At 44.5% G+C, this 23554-nt stretch carries 17 protein-coding genes and 1 other RNA gene; 7 read left to right on the forward strand and 11 right to left on the reverse strand.

Annotation, left to right across the window (positions count from 1 at the left end; genetic code table 11):
- Positions 1-138: 138 nt before the first annotated feature.
- Entirely contained in the window at positions 139-2169 is a 2031-nt protein-coding gene (locus tag PQR79_RS08040) for a S9 family peptidase (protein ID WP_238106650.1), read from the reverse strand.
- A gap of 531 nt (positions 2170-2700) precedes the next feature.
- Here PQR79_RS08040 and PQR79_RS08045 point away from each other — a divergent pair.
- Positions 2701-3519 (forward strand): hypothetical protein, encoded by an 819-nt coding sequence (locus PQR79_RS08045; protein ID WP_238106649.1) that lies wholly within the window; start codon positions 2701-2703, stop codon positions 3517-3519.
- Positions 3520-4046: 527 nt separating this feature from the next.
- On the opposite strand, the gene gcvP is transcribed toward PQR79_RS08045, so the two are convergent.
- The 6 genes from gcvP to PQR79_RS08075 form a co-directional block, all read right to left on the reverse strand.
- Positions 4047-6935: an aminomethyl-transferring glycine dehydrogenase gene (gcvP, locus tag PQR79_RS08050; RefSeq protein WP_238106648.1), complete on the reverse strand. Its 2889-nt coding sequence runs from the start codon at positions 6933-6935 to the stop codon at positions 4047-4049.
- Positions 6936-7161: 226 nt separating this feature from the next.
- Positions 7162-7551 (reverse strand): glycine cleavage system protein GcvH, encoded by a 390-nt coding sequence (gene gcvH / locus PQR79_RS08055; RefSeq protein WP_238106647.1) that lies wholly within the window; start codon positions 7549-7551, stop codon positions 7162-7164.
- Between the two features lie 180 nt (positions 7552-7731).
- Entirely contained in the window at positions 7732-8826 is a 1095-nt protein-coding gene (gcvT, locus tag PQR79_RS08060; protein WP_238106646.1) for a glycine cleavage system aminomethyltransferase GcvT, read from the reverse strand.
- A 220-nt stretch (positions 8827-9046) separates the two neighbouring features.
- Positions 9047-10270, reverse strand: a complete 1224-nt coding sequence (locus tag PQR79_RS08065) for an FAD-dependent monooxygenase (protein ID WP_238106645.1) — start codon at positions 10268-10270, stop codon at positions 9047-9049.
- Positions 10271-10294: 24 nt separating this feature from the next.
- Positions 10295-11575 carry a 2-octaprenyl-6-methoxyphenyl hydroxylase gene (ubiH, locus tag PQR79_RS08070; RefSeq protein ID WP_238106642.1) on the reverse strand — a complete coding sequence of 427 codons (1281 nt, stop codon included), beginning with the start codon at positions 11573-11575 and terminating at the stop codon, positions 10295-10297.
- Positions 11576-11605: 30 nt separating this feature from the next.
- Positions 11606-12181: a UPF0149 family protein gene (locus PQR79_RS08075; RefSeq protein WP_238106638.1), complete on the reverse strand. Its 576-nt coding sequence runs from the start codon at positions 12179-12181 to the stop codon at positions 11606-11608.
- 224 nt (positions 12182-12405) lie between these two features.
- On the opposite strand from PQR79_RS08075, the gene PQR79_RS08080 reads away from it, so the two are divergent.
- From PQR79_RS08080 to PQR79_RS08105, 6 genes are all read left to right on the forward strand, one after another.
- Positions 12406-12714 carry a cell division protein ZapA gene (locus PQR79_RS08080; protein ID WP_238106634.1) on the forward strand — a complete coding sequence of 103 codons (309 nt, stop codon included), beginning with the start codon at positions 12406-12408 and terminating at the stop codon, positions 12712-12714.
- A 48-nt stretch (positions 12715-12762) separates the two neighbouring features.
- A non-coding RNA gene (gene ssrS / locus PQR79_RS08085) (6S RNA) lies at positions 12763-12944 on the forward strand.
- Positions 12945-13188: 244 nt separating this feature from the next.
- Positions 13189-14640: a glycerophosphodiester phosphodiesterase gene (locus PQR79_RS08090; RefSeq protein ID WP_274408436.1), complete on the forward strand. Its 1452-nt coding sequence runs from the start codon at positions 13189-13191 to the stop codon at positions 14638-14640.
- Positions 14641-14698: 58 nt separating this feature from the next.
- Entirely contained in the window at positions 14699-17161 is a 2463-nt protein-coding gene (locus tag PQR79_RS08095) for a peptidase associated/transthyretin-like domain-containing protein (RefSeq protein ID WP_274408437.1), read from the forward strand.
- A 53-nt stretch (positions 17162-17214) separates the two neighbouring features.
- On the forward strand, positions 17215-19116 hold the full coding sequence (locus tag PQR79_RS08100) for a hypothetical protein (RefSeq protein WP_274408438.1): 1902 nt from the start codon (positions 17215-17217) through the stop codon (positions 19114-19116).
- A 141-nt stretch (positions 19117-19257) separates the two neighbouring features.
- Entirely contained in the window at positions 19258-19953 is a 696-nt protein-coding gene (locus PQR79_RS08105) for a 5-formyltetrahydrofolate cyclo-ligase (protein ID WP_238106630.1), read from the forward strand.
- 79 nt (positions 19954-20032) lie between these two features.
- Here PQR79_RS08105 and PQR79_RS08110 read toward each other — a convergent pair whose 3' ends face one another.
- The 4 genes from PQR79_RS08110 to PQR79_RS08125 form a co-directional block, all read right to left on the reverse strand.
- On the reverse strand, positions 20033-21325 hold the full coding sequence (locus tag PQR79_RS08110; protein WP_238107195.1) for an O-acetylhomoserine aminocarboxypropyltransferase/cysteine synthase family protein: 1293 nt from the start codon (positions 21323-21325) through the stop codon (positions 20033-20035).
- Positions 21326-21740: 415 nt separating this feature from the next.
- Positions 21741-22469, reverse strand: a complete 729-nt coding sequence (gene folM, locus PQR79_RS08115) for a dihydromonapterin reductase (protein ID WP_238106629.1) — start codon at positions 22467-22469, stop codon at positions 21741-21743.
- A gap of 173 nt (positions 22470-22642) precedes the next feature.
- A complete protein-coding gene (gene folE, locus PQR79_RS08120) occupies positions 22643-23311 on the reverse strand; it encodes a GTP cyclohydrolase I FolE (protein WP_238106628.1) in 669 nt (222 codons plus the stop codon).
- 18 nt (positions 23312-23329) lie between these two features.
- Positions 23330-23554, reverse strand: a 225-nt coding sequence (locus tag PQR79_RS08125; protein ID WP_274408439.1) for a dihydroneopterin aldolase, incomplete at its 5' end; no start/stop codon positions are given.

Consider the following 23554-nt stretch of genomic DNA (forward strand, 5'->3'; position numbering starts at 1 on the left):
CTTATCTGACCCCACTTATCTTATCTGACCCCACTTATCCCACCTAACCAAAAGCCCAAGAGATACTGGCTCTCTTGGGCTGTCTTGTGCGTAGATGTTCCCGCGATGTTAAGTGCAAGCTGTTTTACTTACTACTTACTACTTACCACCGGGCTCTGCAAAACGAGTCACCCAATCCTTCACTTGGCCGTACCAATAAATCGAGTTATTTGGCTTCAGTATCCAGTGGTTCTCATCAGGGAAGTAAATCATTCGCGATTCAATACCTTTGGTTTGCAATGTACGGAATAACTCAAACCCTTGTCCTACGGGCACTCGTTGGTCTAACTGACCATGGATAACCAATGTTGGCGTATCAAAATTGGCCGCTCCATAGTGAGGTGATATCGATTTATAAATTTCAGGTTTTTCCCAAAAACTACCAAAACGCGTACTGTGTACCGCGAAATCCGCCGCCATTTGTGAGTACATGTTATAAACCGCTGCGTGGATAAATAGTGCGTTAAAAGGATTATCTTTTTGCCCCAAAATAATCGAACTTAAGTACCCCCCATAACTACCACCACCAGCGACTAAACGTTCGCTATCAATCCAGTCTTTGTTCTTAAACCAATCCGTTGCTTTATAGATATCCTCAAGCGACTTGTTCTTCCAGTCAGGGTTAATACTGTCAGTAAATTTTTGGCCGAAGCTGCCTGAGCCGTGAAAATTAGGCCAAGCGGTCACGTAACCCCAAGAGGAGAACGTCTGCGCATTCCAGCGGTAATGGAAGCTGTCTGAAATCGCGCCATGAGGACCACCATGGATCAACATCATCAGTGGGTATTTTTGGGTTTTATCAAATCCCGGCGGGTAGTGCACCCACATCTGGATATCATCTCCGTTATAACCTTTATACGTCACCGACTCATAAGTACCCATGTCGACATTGGCCAATACATCATCGTTAAAGCTATCTAAACGCGTTATTTTTCCATTGCGGGAGTCAATCTTCACCACGCGTGCGGGATGTAAAAAACTTTGATTGGCTGCAACCAAAGTACCGTCTTTGGCGATAGAGGGTTTGCCAAAATCGGTATTGTTGGTGACTTGTCTCACTTGGCCATTTTTAGCATTGATGTAGTAAATGCGGTTTGTAGCTGCATCGGCTATTGATGCATAAAACCCCTTACTATCTGGCGTCCAGAGATATTTAGAAACAGATCGGTCCCAATCTTTGGTCACTACACGTTCGCTACGTTTGTCCATATCGAACAACACCAAGCGTGAAGTGTCACCGTAGAAGCCATGAATTGATTGGCGGGTGAAGGCAAGTGTTTTACCATCGGGACTAAATTTAGGTTCACGATCAGGTGCTTGATTGTTCGGGGTTAAATTTTCATATTTTCCGCTACCGATTTCAGCAAGAAATACATCAATTTTAGGGTCAACTTGGTTAGCTGAGCCGTTTGAGTTAAAAGCAATCCAACGTTCGCTTGGGTCGATATCGTAGCTGCCAGCGTTTTGTGAAGAACGTGGCAATTGCTTTTTCAGTGGTTGAGTGACGGCTTCAACGTCTCCACCTTTGGCTGAAATACGAAAAACATGTGCATCTCTTTCTTCATCAATCCAATGGTCAAAATGTGAATAAGGCAGTGCGTTCCACTGGTGGGCGGAGACCTTATCGTCTTTATCAGCTTTGAGCTGCTCGGTCATTTGTTCCCAGTCTTTGCCTGGGAAAATACGGCTAATGAAGTAAATGTGCTCTCCCACCCACTTAATACCATTCACGCCACCGGGAACCTCAGTTAAGCGTTGCGCTTCGCCCGGTCCATTCATTGGTAATAAGTAGATTTGCCCTGCTTCGTCTTTGTCACGTTTACTGACAAAAGCTAAGGTTTTTCCGTCTGGAGAAAACACAGGTTCACTCGCGCGTAAGCCTTTTGCAGTAAGTGCACGCTGGCCTGAGCCATCTTTTGCAAACGACCATAGCTGAGTCGTGCCTTTATCTTCTGGTATGTCGAACTCAGTAACGGCAGCAATAATATGATCACCTTGGGGTGAAACAATCGGACTACCAATACGCTTGAGTTGCCAAAGCACCTCTGCCGATAATGTTTCGGTTTGCTCTGCAAAAGCTGATGCCATTGGCATCAACAAACACAGTATTAGAATCCCTACTTTTTTCACGAGAGCTTCTCCTTCATTCTGAATGAGTTCGTAGTCATTTTTATGAGTTGATGTGCAACAGCGTTTGGTTGGGTGACAACCGTTTGTTCCCACTCAAAAACCAGCACATACAGACGCCCCAGTATAGCGAGCAAAGTCCGTAAAAAGATACGAATAACAACGGACTGTAGCAGCTGTTTACAAATTAATTGTTTTGAATAATAAAACCGGCAATAAAGGCGCGAATAAGTCATAAATGGGGTTACTAAGTGGAAGACAGAGCGTGAGGGATCCCAAACATGCAAACTGTATTTTATCGGCATGACCTCCCACAATACGCCATAAGGCAATCGAATGGTTTGATGCATGAGATCAGAATGATTTCGGTGAGATTGTGACACCACTCACTTTACCCAAAAGGGTTAATTAAGCAGTACAAAATTAATACTAATGTGATAACTCTATTCAATATTTTTAGGCTAACTTTTAATTATAAGGTTTTTCTAAACAACACACCAACAACCTCCGCACATTTCATATAAGGATATAGTTATGCGTAAGTTACTGTTTATAATATTGATAATGTTAATACAAGGATGTGGTTCACTCGCAAATACTTATCTACCTAAAGCTGTTATGGCCGATAACAATGAGAAAATCCCCTATTTTAATGCTAAAAACGAAATTATTTTAAGCGTCACCGACTTAACGACTCTTAATAGTGATAGTGCTAAACGTAAAGCATTTATAGCTCAAGCAATATTAAGTTCAGACAAAAAGTGTCTCCAACATCAGGCAAACATTATCAGCAATGCCAATTCTTGGAATGTAGGTATGGGGAGTTTATCCATGCTATTAACAGGTACTGCTGCCGTTATTAGCCATGCCCAAACTGCAGCAGAGTTAGCCGCGGCAGCTACCGCTGTTACCGGTATTCAATCAATGGCAAATGAAGAAATTTATGCCAATGCAATGGGAACCGCCATCATCAGAGCGATGGATGTAAGCAGAGCTAAATCATTAGCGATTATTGATCAAAAAATATTAACTGAAACCACAGACAGTGCAAAAGTTTATACGACTGAAAATGCTTTAGTCGATATTCAAAGATATCATTCGCAATGCTCATTGATGGCCGGGTTAGTTGAAATAACTAAGGCTTTGGAACAACGAAAATTGTCGACTCAAGAGGTTTTACTTAAGAAAAAACAACTTGAAGCAAACATAGGTGCATATACGGCTCAATTAGTTGCTCAAAATAACGCTTTCGCCCCGACGCAAGCAGAGACTGACAAACAGAAGCAAGACCTTTCTGAAATGAATGAACGATTAAAAGCCCTTATGCTTCAGAGTGTTGAGTCACCTGATTAAGACTGACTGTAGTGGTCAGGTAAAATTGGCCACGCTTTTAGTGCCACAGGCCATAGGTGCAAAAAAAAGCATAAGCAAACACCTGGATTCCGGCTAAAAAGCATTGCCGGAAAGACGTTTGTTCGGAATTTACTGGAATGACAGGCACAAAAAAGCGAACCAATCGGTTCGCTTTTTAATTCTCAAATTTCAATGAAGCCCACTACCATCATAATTGCGTCGCTGGCGATGATAAGACAATGAAGTTTGAGGTTTTCGCCGCGGAGTTGACTGGTGTCAAATTCCTTATTTCGAGCTATGCGAAAACTCTCAGCTGTAAATAGCGTTACTGCCGAAAGTAAGACAAAAAAGCGAACCAATCGGTTCGCTTTTTAATTCTCAAATTTCAATGGAGCCCACTACCATCATAATTGCGTCGCTGGCGATGATAAGACAATGAAGTTTGAGGTTTTCGCCGCGGAGTTGACTGGTGTCAATTAGCAGCGAAAACCTTAAACTGAAGCAGTATTATCGAGACTAAGCAGCAATTATTCGTAGTCACTGAGAGGGACGCACGAACACATAAGGTTACGATCCCCATACACATCATCAATACGGTTAACCGTTGGCCAAAACTTATTCGCCTTAACCGCTGCGGTTGGGAACACGGCCACTTCGCGGCTGTACGGACGTGAGTCAAACTCAGGATCCATAATGTCTGCTAGTGTGTGCGGTGCATTGTGCAGTGGGTTGTTGTCTACTGGCCACTCGCCTGCTTCTACTTTGGCGATTTCGCCACGTATCGCAATCATGGCTTCGATGAAACGGTCTAATTCAACTTTAGACTCTGATTCAGTTGGCTCAATCATTAAGGTGCCCGCAACTGGGAAACTCATGGTTGGCGCATGGAAACCGTAGTCGTTTAGACGCTTAGCAATGTCCATTTCGGTCACGCCTGAAGCTTCTTTTAATGGGCGTAAATCGATAATACATTCATGGGCGACGCGATCATTTCGGCCAGTAAATAATACTGGGTAATGGGCTGATAGCTTTTTCATGATGTAGTTAGCGTTTAACAATGCCGTTTGGGTCGATTGTTTAATGCCTTTAGTGCCTAACAGCTTGATGTACATCCAGCTGATTGGCAGGATGCTGGCACTACCATAAGGTGCGGCAGATACTGCGCCGTTATGGTCGCTTTCGCGCCCTGGTTTAATCACTGTGTGACCAGCAACAAATGGCGCTAGGTGAGCTTTAACACCAATTGGGCCCATACCAGGACCGCCACCGCCATGCGGAATAGCAAAAGTTTTGTGTAAGTTTAAGTGCGATACGTCGGCGCCGATAAAGCCTGGTGATGTTAAGCCAACCTGTGCGTTCATGTTTGCACCGTCGAGGTATACCTGGCCGCCATATTGATGGACGATTTCGCATACTTCGCGGATTGATTCTTCGTACACACCGTGGGTCGATGGGTACGTGATCATGATGCACGATAAGCTGTCAGCTAACTCTGATGCCTTGGCACGTAAGTCTTCTAAATCAACGTTACCTTGTTTGTCACAGGCGGTAACAACCACTTTCATACCGGCAAGTTGCGCTGATGCAGGGTTGGTACCGTGGGCAGATTGCGGGATTAAACAAATGTCACGGTGCGAGTCGCCGCGAGATTCGTGGTATTTCTTAATTGCTAGCAAGCCAGCGTATTCGCCTTGTGCGCCTGAGTTTGGTTGAATACACACGGCATCGTAACCGGTGATTTTAACTAAAAACTCAGACAACTCATTGATTAACTGCGTGTAACCTTGGGCCTGCTCTAGCGGGCAGAATGGGTGCATGTTGGCAAATTCTGGCCAGCTGACCGGCAGCATTTCTACAGCTGCGTTAAGTTTCATGGTACATGAACCTAACGAAATCATTGAGTGGTTTAAGGCTAAATCTTTATTCTCGAGACGCTTAATGTAACGCATCATCTCGGTTTCGCTTTGGTAGCGATTAAACGTTGGGTGAGTTAATACCACATCTTGTCGTACAAGCGCTTGCGGAATTGACTGGCTGTCATTAGCAACGATGTCAGCATCGAGTGCTGCCACGTCTAAACCATTATCTGCACCTAAAATCACCTCAAACAACACGGCGATGTCTTCACGAGTGGTGGTTTCGTCTAGGCTGATACCCACTATGCCATCGGCATCGACACGTAAGTTAATTTGTGCGGCTAATGCACGGGCATTAATGGCTGCAACATCAACATCTTTAAGGCTGATAGTGTCAAACCAAGTGTTGTTAACTAGGTTAACGCCTTTAGCTTGCAAGCCCGCCGCTAAAATATCCGTTAAACGGTTAATGCGTGAGGCAATGGTTTTTAAGCCTTGTGGACCATGGAACACGGCATAGAACGATGCCATGTTGGCTAATAAAATCTGTGCGGTACAAATGTTTGAGTTAGCTTTTTCGCGGCGAATATGCTGTTCGCGCGTTTGCATGGCCATACGTAAGGCTTTGTTACCGCGGGTGTCTTTTGACACACCAATAATACGCCCTGGCATTGAACGTTTGTGCTCGTCACGGGCAACAAAGAAGGCCGCGTGTGGCCCGCCGTATCCCATTGGCACACCAAAACGTTGCGCACTACCAAATACCACGTCGGCGCCCATCGCGCCCGGCGACTTAAGTAATAATAGCGACATAATGTCTGCAGCAACGGTGACAACCACCTTGTTGTCACGCAATGTGGCAAACAGTTCAGCGTAATCGGTAATTTGGCCGTAACGGTTGGTGTACTGGAATAACGCGCCAAACAGTTCGTAGTTGACGGCTTCATTAGCTGGGCCAACAACCACCTCAAACCCAAAGCATTCTGCACGGGTTTTTACTACATCCAAGGTTTGCGGGAAAACGTCATCTGCCACAAAGAAGATGTTGGCTTTTTTAGCTTTAGACACACGCTTGGCCAGCGCCATGGCTTCTGCTGCTGCAGTGGCTTCGTCAAGTAATGACGCTGACGCAAGGTCAAGGCCAGTTAGGTCCATCGACACTTGTTGGAAGTTTAAAATGGCTTCAAGACGACCTTGAGCGATTTCAGGCTGGTATGGCGTGTACGCGGTGTACCAACCTGGGTTTTCAAACACGTTACGCAAAATGACATTGGGGACTTGCACGCCGTAATAGCCCATACCGATATAGCTTTTAAACACTTTGTTTTGATCTGCTATGTTACGGATATAAGCGATACCTTCGGCTTCGCCGCATGAGTCACCAATAGTGAGGTCTTGCGGAAGAAGAATTTTACCTGGTACCGTTTGAGCGGTGAGATCGTCGAGTGACTCAGCACCAACAAAGTTCAGCATATCTTGCTGTTGCTCTGCATTTGGGCCGATGTGACGAGTCAGGAAAAGTTCGTGCTGTTCTAGTTGTGTCAGGGTTTGCTTGGTCATGATAAACCTTGTTCCAAATCGACCAGTTAAGGCGGTAGGGCACAGAACTGGAAAAGGGTGAAAACGTGTAATACGTGACTAACCCGTAAAGGGTTTATATGCAGCACACTTGCCCTTGGCTTATCGCTGCCAAAGGTGCAATGGCCCTGCATTTGCCAATCACTTTAGCTAAGCGCTAAAGGTACATAGCAAAGAAGCTCCCTAGGGAGCTTCCTGTGTTTGGCGATTATTCTTCGTCAATCACTTCTTGATAACCGTCGGCATCAAGTAATGAATCAATTTCTGACTCATCAGATGGCATGACACGGAAGAACCAACCGTCGCCATATGCGTCACTGTTGACTAACTCTGGCGAGTCTTCTAATGCTTCGTTTACAGCAATCACGTCACCAGAAATGGGGGCATAAATGTCTGATGCGGCTTTAACTGACTCAGCCACTGCACAGTCTTCACCAGCAGTTACTGTGTCGCCTACTTCTGGTAATTCGACAAATACCATATCGCCAAGAAGCTCTTGAGCATGCTCAGTGATACCTACAGTGTAGCTACCGTCTGCTTCTTTACGGATCCATTCGTGCGAAGATGCATATTTCAAGTCTGCTGGAATAGTGCTCATTGTTGTTGTTCCTTTATCTGATGTTCTAGTTCTTAATCAATAAATTCTTTTAGGGTAAACGACAACCCGACTTTAGTGAAAAGCGTGTTGCGATGTTTGATCCATTTTTAATGTCAGCGCTGTTGATAATAATCAATATTGACTGACAAGCAAACGTTGTAAACATGCAATTACTTTACATTAAAAGACTTGTTTACCGTTGCGCACAAAGCTCGGCGCGATAACTTTTACCGCAACCCGCTTTTTACGCATTTCAACTTCGGCTGTGGCACCTACACCCGCAGGCACACGAGCCATTGCAATTGAGTAACCTAGGGTTGGCGAAAACGAACCGCTAGTAATAACACCTTGATGCTCTACACCGTCTGCGTCGGTGAAAAAGACAGCCATATCATGGCGTAACACGCCCTTTTCTTCCATGACGAGGCCAACTAACTTATCTGTGCCAGCTGCTTTAATTGCGGTTAGCGCTTCGCGGCCAATAAAATCACGATCACTTGGTTCCCATGCTACAGTCCAGCCCATGTTGGCGGCTAACGGGTTAATTGACTCGTCCATGTCTTGACCGTATAGGTTCATGCCGGCTTCTAAACGTAAAGTGTCACGTGCGCCAAGACCGCATGGCTTAACGCCTGTGTCTAATAATGCTTGCCATAACGCTTCGGCTTCGGCTTCTGGAACAATGATTTCGTAGCCCGCTTCACCGGTATAACCGGTAGTCGCAATAAATAAACTGCCTGACTGCACGCCAAAAAATGGCTTCATGCCTTCTACGGCTGCGTTTTGGTCGGCGCTGAACACCTGTGCGGCTTTCGCTTTAGCGTTAGGGCCTTGTACGGCTATCATGGCCAGTTCTGGACGCTCGGTAACCACAACATCAAATGCAGCGGCTTGTTTGTTGATCCACGCTAAGTCTTTGTCGCGTGTGGCTGAGTTAACCACGACACGGTAATGCGTATCGGTGAGGTAATAGGTAATAAGGTCGTCGATGATGCCAGCGCTTTCATCTAGCATGCCGCCGTAAAGCGCTTTGCCTGGTACAGTGAGTTTGGCAACATCATTAGCAAGTAACTTACGTAAAAAGGCACAAGCCTCGCTGCCGGTTACGTCAACGACGGTCATGTGCGATACGTCGAACATGCCTGCATCTTGACGCACTGCATGGTGTTCTTCGATTTGAGAGCCGTAATTTATCGGCATTTCCCAACCGTGAAAATCAACCATTTTGGCTTTTGATTCTAAATGCTTGTTAAAAAGTACAGTTTTGCTAGCCATTATTATCCCTTTTTTTGAGGCCTTTCTTGTATAGGTCTTTGATAAAATGCGCTGAAATTATACTCTGCAGACCTGTTTTGTATACAAAAAAATTTTCTAATCCGAGCATAATCGCATTAGTTTAGCTAATCCATTGCTGTTATATTTTTTTACACATCTTTTTACAATAAAATGACTGATTTAACTGTATTGCCTGATATTAAACAAGTTTCTACATTAGCTAAGATGAAATTGACTCACGACAAAGTTTAGGTAATGTCATCTTGTTGCCCATAGCCTGTTTGATGAACACTGTTTTCAGCCCAGCAACATTATCAACTAAGGTTAGGCCAATATCACGAATGGCTTTTTTAAGCGGATGACTGCCGGCAAACAGTCTTTTAAAACCTTCCATGGTGGCAATCATCTCCATTGCGTCAGCTTTACGCCAACGTTCAAGTGCACGTAAATGGCTATATTCGCCTAAATCTTTGCCTTGTTCGTGCAGGTCGGTAAAGGTGTCGACAATACTGGCAGCGTCTAAAAAGCCAAGGTTTACGCCCTGGCCAGCTAACGGATGAATAGTATGTGCAGCATCACCAGCTAAGACTAAACGATGGCGAGCAAAGTGACGCGCATAACGCATGCGCAGTGGGAATGATTGACGCTCGCTTTCAACCTGACACACTCCTAAACGGCCATCGAGTGCCGCAGTTAATGCCTTGCCAAATTCAACATCATCTAGGGCTTGTAAATACTCGGCTTGCTCGGGTGACACTGACCACACGATGGAACATAAGTTATCTTCATACAGTGGCAACATGGCTAATGGGCCACCGGGTAAAAAGGCTTGCCTGGCGGTAGCATCATGAGCGAGTTCGGTGCGGACGGTTGCCACTATGGCGTGGTGGCCGTAGTCCCAAAACGTTAATGGAATATTGCATTGCTGGCGCACCCAAGAGTTGGCACCGTCTGCGGCAACCACCACCGCGGCGCTAACGTTGTCACCATTAGCAAGAGTGAGCCAGGCTTCGCGCTCGCCAAAGGCGACACGCTCGAGACGCTGGCCTTCAAGGTGGGTTAGATTGCTGATTTCGCTGGCACGTTTGGCAAGGGCGAAGCTAATTGCGTCGTTCTCAATAATCGACCCTAAGTAGGTTTCGCTAATGCTGTGAGCATCAAATTCAATTTTGCCTAGACCGTCTTTGTCCCACACTGACATTTTTTGATAAGGACTCATGCGGCTGTCGTCGAGGAATTGCCATGCGCCGAGGTTTTCCAGCAGTTGCTGGCTGGCTTTGTTAATGGCGCTAACACGTAATTTAGGCTCACCACTGACGACTTGGGTTGTTCCTGCGTCGATCACTACCACTTTAAGGTCTGCATTCGCTAAACCAATGGCGGTTGCGAGTCCGACCATTCCCCCGCCAACAATGGCGACATCATATGTTTGGGTTGAAAACATGGACAATCCTTACCTTAAAATGAGTTAACGCCAGCCCATGGCCGTTTGTGCTACGGGGCGTTTTAACGGCGGTAGCCAAGACAATAACCGTAGGCCAATATTGCGCCCAGCCACTAATGGCCAATATTGATTGGAAAAGCCACGGACTAAAAATTCGATGTTACGCAAGGTGCTGTCGCGATCGTGTTGGCGAGCAGCCAAATATTGATGTACTAACGCACTACTACCCACATCAACTTCACCTTGTTGTGTAAACGCTTGCGCTATCACATCTAACAATCCCACCACATCACGCAGACCTAAATTAAACCCTTGCCCTGCAATAGGGTGTAGGGTTTGCGCGGCATTCCCTACAAACACACAACGGTGATATATCGGTCTTGGCATGTATGACAAGGTGAGCGGGTAACTGACACGTTGACCAACATCAACAAACCGGCCGGCCCTGTGGCCAAAGGCATGTTGTAATGCGGCTAAAAATTCGCTTTTATCGGCATTTTTTAAGTCATCTGCTTGCGTTGGCGGCAATGCCCACACTAGCGAATAACGCGATAGTCCTTTGGCAGAACTTGTTAATTGCGCTGAAGGTTCTTTAAGTTGCGTCGATGCTGCCATATTTTGCATAGGCAGTAAGGCAAGAGGGCCGGTTTGAGTAAAGCGCTCATACGCCCAATTATGATGAGGCGCAGAACAAACCACATTGGCAACAATGGCCGTTTGCTGAAAATCAACGTGTTCAGTTGTTTGGCCTAAATGCTGACGTACTACTGAGTGCGCGCCGTCTGCAGCCACCAGCAACTGGCAATGTAGTTGACTTCCGTCGTCTAACAACAATAAGTGGCCATCTTGTTGGGCCTGTAAATCGGTGACTTTAGCAGGGCAATAAACCTGCACCGACGATTTAGCCAGCTCATCAAATAACACGCTGCCCACTTTAGCCAGTTCAACCACCTGCCCTAGTGCATCTAACCCTAATGGTTTAGCATTTAGCTCGGTCATACCAAAGTGGCCGCGATCAGACACATGGATGTTTTCGATGGGTGTACCTAAATGCTTAAGCTTCGACCAAATACCCAAACGGCTTAACTCAAAAATAGAACCATGAGCAATTGCAATGGAGCGAGCGTCAAACCCTGGGTGTTGATTGTCAGCTACATGGGCTTCAATTAAGGCAATGCGAAGCGGACGAGACAAAGTGGTAGATAACTTCGCCAGCCCTAGGGCAAGGGTGGCTCCTGCCATCGCACCACCGACAATAGCAATGTCGACGGCCTGAAGTTGAGTTGAATTGTGTGCTGTGGTCATACGCTGCGCCGCGGCTAATACCGATAGAAATTAATGAATAGTCGATGATTTGTCGGTGTCATTTAATGGCATATCTAAACCAAACTCTGAGTAACATAAAATGGCTGACATTCTGACAAACTCTTGTAATTCAATGTAGGCGGTTTCTGATTCGTCATCATCGCCAACATCAAACTCAACTTGGGCGATTTCTGCTAAGTCTTTAATCACTTCGCGCACGTCGGGTGACGCTTTAGCTAATTCAGGTTGAATAATGGCGATACCAGTTAAAAAGCTTTGGGTCCACAGTGCTAATGCTTCGACACGTTGGCTAAGTGAGACTTCTTCTTCTGGCAGTAATAAAGTAAAGCCAAATTCGAAATCAGCCAAACGGGCGACCGTGTCTTGATAAAGCTCAGTAATTAAATGCTGCAAATTATGTTCTAAGGCTTGGCCGTCGTTCATTAGCTCAACCAATGGTTTTAGCCACGCCATATGGTCTTGTTTTACACCACCACAAATTAGCCCAACAAGTGCACCATGCACTTCTACTGGGTGCTGGCCAATTTCGGCCGCATCTAAGGCTTGTTTAAGTTTTTCGATACATAACGAAGGTGGGGTTGCCATGGTTTTTTCCTAATAGCGCGATAACAGTCTCAATGCTAGCAGAGATAGTATGATGCTCCAAATACTAGCGCGAGTTGTGCTCAAATTTGTGAATAGTAATACAGCGATTGCAGGCGATTTGTTCAGTCAAACAGCAAATCGTTAAAAACCCTTGTTGTTGCCTTGCTCTTTTAAATTCAGCCCTATATAGTTCGCGAACTAACTAAGGGATCTGAGGCGACATTATGAGTAACAGTGCTGTTGAAATTACCCTTTTGGGACGCACCTACTCTATCGCATGTCCAAAGGGACGTGAAGATGCCTTACGCACTGTGGCCAGAGAAGTTGAAAACCAACTGACCACCTTAAAGTCGCGCACTAACAATTTAAGCCGTGAAGAATTAGCCATTATGGCTGCACTGAACATTGGCAATGAATTGTTTGAAGAAAAGCAAAAAAATAAACAATATATGGCGCAAATGGATGAGCGTATCTCGTTATTACAAGCAACATTAGAAACATCGTTGGTTGAACGAAGCCGCAAGGATGACTAAACTAAGAATTCAGAATTAAGTTAAACATGGCTTGATTCTACCCTGTTTTGCTCCCTGGGATATGCGCGAGTTGGCTATGTCCCTGTGCCGATACTTACAAACCCAGGGTGAATGCTTTTGTTGACATTGTGCATGCTCGGCTCGTACCGAGAAGCCTTAGGAAATGAACATTTACCCGCCTTGAACCTACGGTTCAAGGGCTACGCCGGCAGCGGTATTTTGGGGAGCATCCTAATTTTTATCTATATCACGCTTACGTGCTAATTATGCAACACCTCCTAGCGTCATTGACTCTGTAATCCATTGATGAATGGACAACGAAAATGTTCGCTGTTAGCACCTCTTTCAAAATAAGCAAAACAGCGCACCTTCACACTTTAACGTGTCAGGCTAATTACTTAGTCTTACACGGTTGTTTTAACGCTATTGTTAATGTATAAAACATTAAATATTAATAACTTGTAAACATGGATCATGATAAGTCGTAGCGTTATCATTAAGGTTTACTGCACCATTATTGTTGTTCTACTGTTCACTTTAACCGGCTGTAAATCCACTCCCCCCCCAGCGAAACCCATTAATACGACGCCTGCAGAGCTATCTCATTTACCTACAGATGCTCTTACTCAAGGCACAAATATTATTGACACTCAATTGAGTCTAGCTGACCGACATTTATATCTGGCTAACAGTGGCAATATTAAAATGCTGTCTACGGCTCAATGCCCGATAGAGATATCAGCCCATCGAGGTGATTTTCGCCAGCCAGAAAGTAGTGCCAATGCGATTGCCTCAGCATTGAATGACAACTTTAACAGTGTTGAAATTGACGTGATGTTGTTAAAGGACGGCACTTGGGTTAATCATCACGACAGCCAAACGGGCCGTGCAACCGTGTATTACACCGGCGAACGGTTCAAACTAAACCGCATGAGCTTTAAAGAATTTGCTAACCTTAAGCTGCGAGACAAGCACAGTAACAATTTACTCAATCAACGCCCTATTGCCGCTATTGAAGCTTTTAAAACCTTTGCTGCGTATCGCAAACGCAACCAACAACTCAATGTTGAAATTAAATCAGACACCAACGGCCAAAAGTTAGTTGAACTTGATAACATGCTCCGCAAATACATAGGGCTAGGTGGGTTTTATTATTCTGCAACCAACCAAGAAACCCTTTATAAATTACGAGGCATTAACCCCTCTGTGTATTTAGGTTTTATTCAAGGTGGCCACCCTACCAGCGTTGAAAAATTAGTCGCCGATTTACGTAAAGGCGTCAAAAATGATGCGTACTATTTAGATAATCAAAATAACCTTGAACTCGTAGGCCGTTACGGAACAAAACGTTACCGCTCACGCTATAAAGACTACACCGCAAAGTCGTCGTTATCTGCATTACAAAAAAAGCTAGGAAGTCATGCTGGCATTCATTTAGATATTCGCAGCTTTATCCAACATCCAAATGTGTTAACTCACGCACACCAGCTTGGTATGAAGGTATATACCTACTCCCTGAATGGTAGCGAATATCATCAATCACAGTTAGTTAAATTATCTCCATCAAAGTTACCTGATGGGGTTATTGTCGATGCAACGCCCTACAACATTTGCCAACGTTTATTTAATGCCGCAACCCCCATAAAGCAATACCAAGCAATAAGCCCAATGGGTCGTTATATTACGTCATTACCGCAAGATGCCGACTTTGACCGTTTTGATGAAATGCGCGGCTATCAACAAGAAGGTTACTATTTGTCGTTAAACTCCGGCCTTAAAGCCATTCATAGCGTGCAGCGAATCCCTGACATTAACAATATACCGACACCGTTGTTAGAGCATGGTTTCCCGACGATTACCGATGAAAAGATTGATAACGACACCGGCGAAACCATTATTTTAAGGTTGCCGACACATTCGCAGTAATACATAACCTGAGCTCAGGTTACATAAAAATTAAAAATAATGGCTGATAAAAACGACTATGACTGAGCATAACAAAAGTCCATTTGCGACAAACCTGCTTAACAGCGCCCCTACACAGAAAAAAATGGAATCAGCGGCAAAAGAGCTGAAAAAAGTACAAAAAAATCAACAATCGAGCGCGGCCAAAGCCGCCAAACAACAAGCAGTAGAAGCCCAAATATCCCAAACTGGCAAACCCTTTTGGTGGATGTTGTTAATGTTTATCTGCTCGCTAGTGTATTTATTCCCTGAAGCGGTATTTAATGCCGCATTAACCGACGTTGCAGGTGGGCGTAACGCCACCATTGAAGACTTACGCGTGGTGGAGTTATTTGGCCGAACTATCAGTGGTATCGGGGTAACCTTACTGTTGGCAGATTTATTATTAAAAGGTAAAAAACTTGCTAATGTTACCCGCGCGTTAGGGTATTTTGCCCTCATAGCGGTGCTGGTATGGCCAACAGTGTTTTTTGGCCAAAAGTGGCTAGTGGATCATTTTATTATTGATGCCTCTACACCCGAAGAACGCCAACAAGCGTATTTATCTCAAATACTGCGCAGCGCACTGATTGAAAACTCAATTAAATTTGAAGGCATTGAGTACGACCCCAATAAAACTCACAACGCGACCGAAAAAACGTTTTTGTCCGTTTTTGGTGGTTTAGTTTACGCTGATGATCAATTGATTGAAGATTTAAAACAAAAGAAACAACTGATCATGGAGAAGTTTGTTCGTGATCGCGCGATGTCTCGTTTTGATGAGCACTATGGCCAATATGATAATTTCCGCCAAACCCTACGTGACAAATACACTGAGTACGCCTCTGGCTCTAATCAATATAATCAAGCGCTAGCCAGTGTACAAACTCGCTCTGACGAATACTGGCTTGATACGCAAAATCAAGTAAAACAAGGCTGGGAGCAATATCAACAAGGGACCAAGGCTTATGAAGCTAGAGTCGAATCTCGTGCACAAAAAATTGCCCCTAAATTATATGATTATTTTGAACGTCGTAATAAATGCGCCGAAAAGAAAAGTGGCAGTAGTAAAGATCGCTGCTTTGAACGACTGCAAAAAGGCTACGACAAAGAAATTGCCAAATACAGTATTCCGTATATTCCGCCTGACGATTGGCTTATTCGCGAGGAGATCTCAACCTCTGAAAACGTTGGTAACTCTATTATTTCAGGGATCATGACCCTAGGCCTATATACCGCGATGCAAGCGGCCGATGCGATAACTGGAGGTGATGCGGGTTTTAAAGATCATCGCATGGTGTATACCAACGACGTAAACCATTATAAAAACGTATTGATGGTAAAAATGGCGCCAGACTTTATTAAAGAATCAGGCGGTTACCCATTAGGCATTAACTCCATCCATGATTTTAGGGTCCATGAACTCACCAGCGTGAAAGTGAATAAACAGCTGAAGAAAAAAGGCTTAACCTTATCGCCTGCTTGGTCAATCACCGACCGCAACAGCTTTGATATTGCCGTTGCCAAAAAAGTCCGTCAGCAAGCTGATGAAAAATGGCGATCAAGCATGAAAGCCAAAGGCAGCGATATGCCACCTAATTTGAGCTGGCAAGCATTTCAAAAGCAAAACGATATCCAACAACGTATTCAAGCTCAAATGAAAGAACTGTACGTAAGCCCAACACTGGCCGACTGGAATAATCGTGAATTTAAACAATACATTATTGAGCCCAACATTAAGCGTAAAACCGTTGAGTATCTGAAGGTGCTTGAGGCTCAGCAAGCTGAATTTGCCGATGGAGGTGTGTTTGAATCAACCGGAAAATCAGCATTAAGGTCAACGATTATTCCGCCAATATCAATGTCGATTAGCTTAGTACTTGTGTTGTTAACGGTATTAAAGTTACCAATGAAAGCCGTAGAGCTTGTACAGGCTAAAAGGTCATCGACAACGCCAACGTCTAAACCTAACCATTTAATAAAACCTGCTATTTCTGCTCTTTTACTGGCATCGATTTTTGTGGTGCCTTTATCCATGGGCAGCAACCAATACACAATGCAGGGATCGTCATTACATTACTTTTTTGAACAAATGGAAAAGAACGACTCTGCCACGATTTCATTCACACTGAAATGGCTATTAGTGACCTTACCTATGGTGCAACCGGTTGGTTCATCGATTGACCAACACTTATTGATTACCCGTGGGTTTAATGCCATTAGTGAGCCAATTAACCGCTTTGATATAGCGGTAATGCCAACACATGACACGAGCAAACCTCGTCAGTCATCTTCTAACAGTGCGGCGTTACTGCCACTGACCATTAAGACTAATATTGCCAATGCCCGCATTTCGGTTATGAGCATAAAACCCAAATATCAAGCAGGCATGATGTTACCCGCAGGGAGCTATGACATTAAAGTCTCAGCGCCAGGACAAACAACCATTAGAAAATGGGTTTACCTAAAAGCCGATGAGACTGAGTTTGAATTCAACTTTTAAGTCGCAGTGTTGTACATAAACAAAACAGCAAGCATTCACGCAAAGATTATGGGATGTATTACGTGAGCAAATTAGAACAATTTCAGAGCTTTATCCGCAGCAACGGTAAAGCACTTACTGGTGTCGATGTGCCAGTAAAATTAAGTAATGAACAAGCCAAACTGCCACAACTTAAATTTACTTTTGGCTGGACAATTGAAGTCGGAGTGAGTGAGCATCAACACGGTGGTCATTGCCCTGTAGGGATTAAATCTGGCAGCGCATCAAATGCACGGGACTATGCTCATGACAAAGCCAAAGAATACGCTAGCGGACAAAACTCACTGTTTAATGACCGTTTTTTAAATATTTTAGGGCCCGATATTACCAGCAATTTTTTAATCCGTAACAGAGGGCTTAAATCTGCACCAGAAACCTATGTCGGCAGTAAAGTTTGCTACAACTGTAGTGGCTCTGGCAGCCAAAGTTGCTCCAGTTGCTATGGTTCTGGTAAAAACAGTTGTCATGGCTGCAGTGGCACAGGCCGCGTGAGTGTGTCACGCTACGACAGTTATAACCAACGCACGGTATACACCACAGAATCATGTTCTAGTTGCTGGGGCAGTGGTAAAAAAACCTGTTCAAGATGTGGGGGCTCAGGCTCTGTAACCTGCAACACGTGTAGCGGTGGCGGTTACCTTTATTACAGTTACACTATTGATGGTGATGCCAAGCGCAGCACAAAGTGGGCTTATAACAGCAATGACTACCACGAATGGACCTCTGAGTTTGTTAAAAATAACGGCTTAAACTTAGTTTACCATTTAACCGATATTACTGAGGTTGATGTGGAAGGTGCCTTAGATGGCTGTACGTTTATCTATGCTTTTACCGCAAAACTGCCAACGCTACAATTTACTGCAACCATTGACAGCATTGACACAAAAATGTGTTTCGCAGGCAAAAAAGACACCACTCATAATGCGGGAGGCGTTTATGATCCTGCAGTGTGGCGCGTCGCACAAAAAATGACAGGCAAAAACCAAGCTGAAGACAAAGCCGTTTTAGCCACGCCGGCAATAAAAGATATTATCGAAGCCAGTGCCACCAGTACTCAAATTGCCTTATTAACAGAAAACTGGGTGTCGACAGACATTAAAGATGCCGTCATATCAAATTACCAAACCTTGGTCAGCTCATTAAAAAAACAAAGTGTTAAGGGTATCGCACCCAACATGTTGTTAAGTTTGGTTAAATACACTTACCTGTTCTTTGTTTTGGGTATGTTAATTGCGTTGTTATTCCCCTCTTTTGCTGCCGAGTCGGGTCAGCGTATGAGTGTTACACAGGTGCCAGAATGGATGTTTGCCCTACTAACCATGAAGTTTGGATTATTTGGACTGCCCGCATTCGCTAACTATGCTTTTGCATTCGGTTTGTTGTGGTTAAGCTACCAATGCGTGAAGAAATGGTATTGGAAAAACATCAGTAACACCAAAATTTGGTTATTAACCCTCAGCATCACCTTGTTATTCCCTCATATCGCATTTTCAATTTATTACAATACGTTGGCACTGCTTAACGGCTCCCCAGCCATTGCAAATACTCTGGTAGGCGGCTCAATATTGCTGGGGGTTTATCTCGTGGTCATTGGTTTTAAGTGGCCACAAAAGTGGTATAGCAAATTACTGGGGCTCCTTGCCGCTGTAGGTGCTTATTGCGCTATACAATATGGACTTTATGCCATAAACCCTACCTATGCGTTTATTGCCGATCATGCTCATTACACCCGAGAAGTGACTCAATTATTAGCCTCTGGTGTCGATTTTATGCAGACAAATCTAGTTGAGTGGGGCTTATTATCAATTAGCTTTACTTACTTTTTAACCCGAAGACGATTTTGGTTAAAAGCAAAAACGATGGTGGCTGATTACGATAGTCCAGTATTGTTAAAATCAATGAATATGGATAAATAAGCTAGTACGTTTTGAGTTGATATAAAGCAACATTAGTATCAGATAACCCTGTGCTTTCATATCTATTCAGAACGCGGTAGTCTAGCCAGAATATTGAGTGATTAATTACATTTTGTATAACTGATGGAGTGCTCCCTACCTATGAGTATCATGCGTTTTATGACGAACACAGACAACCGCCCTGTGACGTCTACCTCTTCGGCACGCATCAGTTATTTTGCCACTCCATCGGAGTTACAAGCGCCTTTATTTGATAGTTCAGGCATGAGCCGTGACAGCATTCGCCGTCACGTTAGGCAAGAACGCAACAGTTTATCAAATGAAGAGCAAAGCCAATTTGCGTTGATTGCCAGCAGGCACATGTTGGCAGAAATTCAGGCTCACTCAGCAGAGCATGTGGCGCTATATTTAACCCACGACGGCGAATTAGCCACACAGAAATTGATTGATGCGCTGTGGGAGCTCAACATCAATGTTTACTTGCCGCTTATTCATCCATTTTGTAAAGGCCACTTGTTGTTTGTTCGTTATGCACCCGACACGGTAATGGTTAAAAATCAATACGGTATTAGCGAACCACAACTCAATGTTCAGCATGTGATTACCCTTGATAAGCTCGATATGATCATCACTCCCCTGGTGGCCTTTGATGCACATGGAAACCGGATGGGAATGGGCGGCGGCTACTACGACCGCACGTTGTCGCAAGTGGAAAACAACAAACCGTTAGCCGTTGGTTTTGCCCACGACTGCCAAGAAGTGAGCCAGGTACCAACCGACTTTTGGGATGTGCCTTTGCCAGTGATTATTACCCCAACGAGACGATTGGCTATTTAAAATCGTTTTGTAATAAGAAAGCCCCATCAATACACCTTATTGATGGGGCTTTTTATTAAATGTTTTACTAAAAGTGAGCTTATACAATTGCCTTATCTAGTGCCTGGCTGACATCGGCAATGATGTCGTCGATGTGTTCAATACCCACAGAAATTCGCACGAGATCTTCAGACACCCCCGCTTTAGCCAGCTCTGCACCGCTAAGTTGACGGTGAGTGGTACTGGCAGGATGACAAGCTAGCGATTTAGCATCACCAATGTTGACCAAACGCAGCACCATTTGCAGCGCATCAATAAACTTACCACCAGCAATTTTACCTGCTTCGGCATCAGCAGATTTAATGCCAAAGCTGATAATACCTGAAGCTTTACCGCCAGTGATTTTTTGACAGGTGGCATGGTATGGGCTGTCTGGCAGTGCGGCGTAATTGACCCAACTAACACTTGGGTGTTTTTGTAAAAACTCAGCCAGCGCGAGTGCATTACTGCAATGGCGCTCCATACGCAAGCTAAGGGTTTCGAGCCCTTGCAACAGTAAAAACGCGCTTTGTGGCGACAAGGCTGCGCCAGTATTACGCAGTGGCACAACACGGCAGCGGCCAATGTAGGCTGCAGGGCCAAAGGCGTCGGTGTATACCACGCCGTGATAAGACGGGTCTGGCTGGTTCAAGATCGCAAAGCGTGCTTTGTTGGCCACCCAATCAAACTTACCTGAGTCAATAATCACCCCACCAATGGTGGTGCCGTGTCCGCCAATGTATTTGGTCAATGAATGGATAACAATGTCGGCGCCGTGATCAAATGCGCGGCACAATACCGGTGTAGCCACAGTATTATCAACAATGAGTGGCAGCCCATGTTTATGGGCAATATCAGCTAAACGCTGTAAATCGACGATGTTACCGGCTGGGTTACCAATCGATTCGCAAAAAAGCGCTTTGGTGTTGTCATCTATTAATGCATCTAACCCGTCAAAATCATCAAATGCCGCCATGCGTACTTCAACGCCCTGGCGCGGCAGCGTATGGGCAAATAAGTTATAGGTGCCGCCATAAAGTTGGCTGGTACTGACGATGTTGTCACCTACTTGAGTAAGCGCTTGAATCGCATAGGTAATGGCAGCCATGCCTGATGCCACAGCCAGTGCACCAATACCGCCTTCAATCGCAGCTAAACGTTGTTCTAATACACTGGTGGTTGGGTTCATTATGCGGGTGTATATGTTACCTGCGACTTTAAGATCAAACAGATCTGCGCCATGTTGGGTATCGTCAAAGGTGTATGAAGTGGTTTGGTAGATGGGGACGGCTGCGGCTTTAGTGGTCGCTTCTGACTCATAACCATAATGTAATGCCAGCGATTCCAGTTTCATGTTTTCTACAGACATAGTGACTTCCTTGAGATAATAGACGGTGCAGATATTGGTGAATATCTACACTACCAATTAGCCATCTAGAAGTCTATACCTAATAACCTGAAAAGGCTCAATTCCAGCATCTACAAGTTGGTTGGGAGAATAATACCATTGCGCATTAATAAGTGACCACTCAGAATGCGTCCAGCTGTTTTTGATTAAGGCGTCGCTATGTAGTAATGGTTGTTCCCTTTCAAATAGCGAGAACGTAAAGCAAAAGCGGCTGGGGCATTCCTTTTAGGCGAGTTTTAAAAGGGCTTACACTGTGTTGCATGACTTCGAAAGAGAATAACTATTCATTCAGTCATTCGCCTTGTTTAAGCCCTTATAAATTCTCGCTGAGAGATCACTTACTAACGCGCAATGGTATAGCTTATTTTAACTGTCTGCCACCATCGACGGCATAACTGCGGCCCGTAACATAATGGCTATTTTGCAGATAATCGATAAGGCTGATGATTTCATTATTGCCGGCTTCTTTTGGCAATATTGCCTTTGCTAACGCTTTAACTTTATAAGCATCATCGTCGTGCTCGTTAAATAAAATCATCGCGGGGGCAATCGAATTCACTTTAACGTGCGGCGCAAGTAAGCTGGCAAACGACAAGGTCATATTATGCAATGCCGCTTTACTGGCCGCGTAGGCAATGTGCTTTTTACTGCCCTTTTCAGCAACATAATCAGTAATATGAATAATATTGCTGGCACCGATATTGTCGTCATTAGTTTTAGCGGCGGCAATCAACAATGGCGCTAATGCAAGGTTGATTTGATAAGGCGCTGATACATGAATTTGCATCATTCGCGCCATGGTATCACCGGGGCTTAAGCCATTATTGTCTGGCAACCAGTCTGAGGCGTTGTGGATAATGGTATCAAGACGAGCATGGTGCTCATTGATGTGGGCAATTAACGCCTCAATAGCCGCAGGGTCGGTTAAGTCGCACGAATGTAAGCTTGCGCCTAGCTTACCCAATTGCTCAATACTGTCGTAATGAGTGCGATAGGTGCCAATAACATGATGACCTTGAGCCAAATAATGTTTAGCCAGTGCATAACCAATGCGCTTACCTACACCGGTTATCAGTATTGTGCGTTCCATAATGCTCTCTTTATGTTTAGTTAATGACATACCCTAAAACTTATCATAAGCAAATTAGGTGCTTATCTCAAAGTAATCTCGGGGTAATGTTTTCATATAGGGTTCAAAATAAACAAATGACCTCAACTCAGGGAGGTGAAGCCATTCATTAAATTGAAGTTAACCGTGTGACATTAGGCTAAAAATTCAGCACGACTGGCTGGATTAGCTTTAAAACAACCGCCAAGCGCTGTGGTTTGGGTGCTTGATGAAGTGTCCATAATGCCGCGGGATTTAACGCAATAATGGGTCGCATTGATGCTCACTGCAACGTCGTCGGTTTCGAGCAAGGTTTGCAGCGCCACTAAAATTTGTTGCGTGAGGCGCTCTTGCACCTGCGGCCGCTGAGCAAAAAAGCGCACTATACGGTTAATTTTAGATAAGCCGATAATGTTGCCTTTAGGGATGTATGCCACTTTGGCTAACCCATCGATGGTAATAAAATGATGCTCGCAGGTACTCACCACACTGATGTTGCTAATTTTAACCATTTCTTCGACACCCATTTTGTTGTCAATTTGGGTGATTTTAGGAAAGTTAGCGTAATCAAGGCCGGAGAAAATCTCATTGACGTACATTTTTGCAATACGGTGCGGCGTTTCGGCTAAGCTGTCGTCGGTTAAATCAAGCCCAAGGGTTGAGACAACTTCGGTCATTAAACCTTTAATGCGCTGATATTTTTGCTCGCTGGTCATCTCACTTGGGATAAGAGGCGTTTCAAGACCATGGGCAAGCAACGCTTGTTGAACTTTTAGTGCCTCGGCAGACAATTCTGCGCGAGTTATGTCATTAATGGTGGTCATAATAACATCCTTAATAAATTAGGCTTGATACTCTAAAGACAAAGAAACAGAGTCGGCAAAACGCAATGCATGGGGTTTATCGATAGTGACTCGGGCTAAGGTTACGCTAGGGTGCTCACGACAAATGTCGAGCACGTCAGCCACCAGTTTTTCAAGTAATAAGAAACGACCTTCTTCGACATGCTGGATCACTTTTTTGGTGATCACTTTGTAGTTTAGCGCATCTGCGACATCGTCGGTTTG

The organism is Shewanella metallivivens, from assembly GCF_028750675.1.
Lineage (GTDB): Bacteria > Pseudomonadota > Gammaproteobacteria > Enterobacterales > Shewanellaceae > Shewanella > Shewanella metallivivens.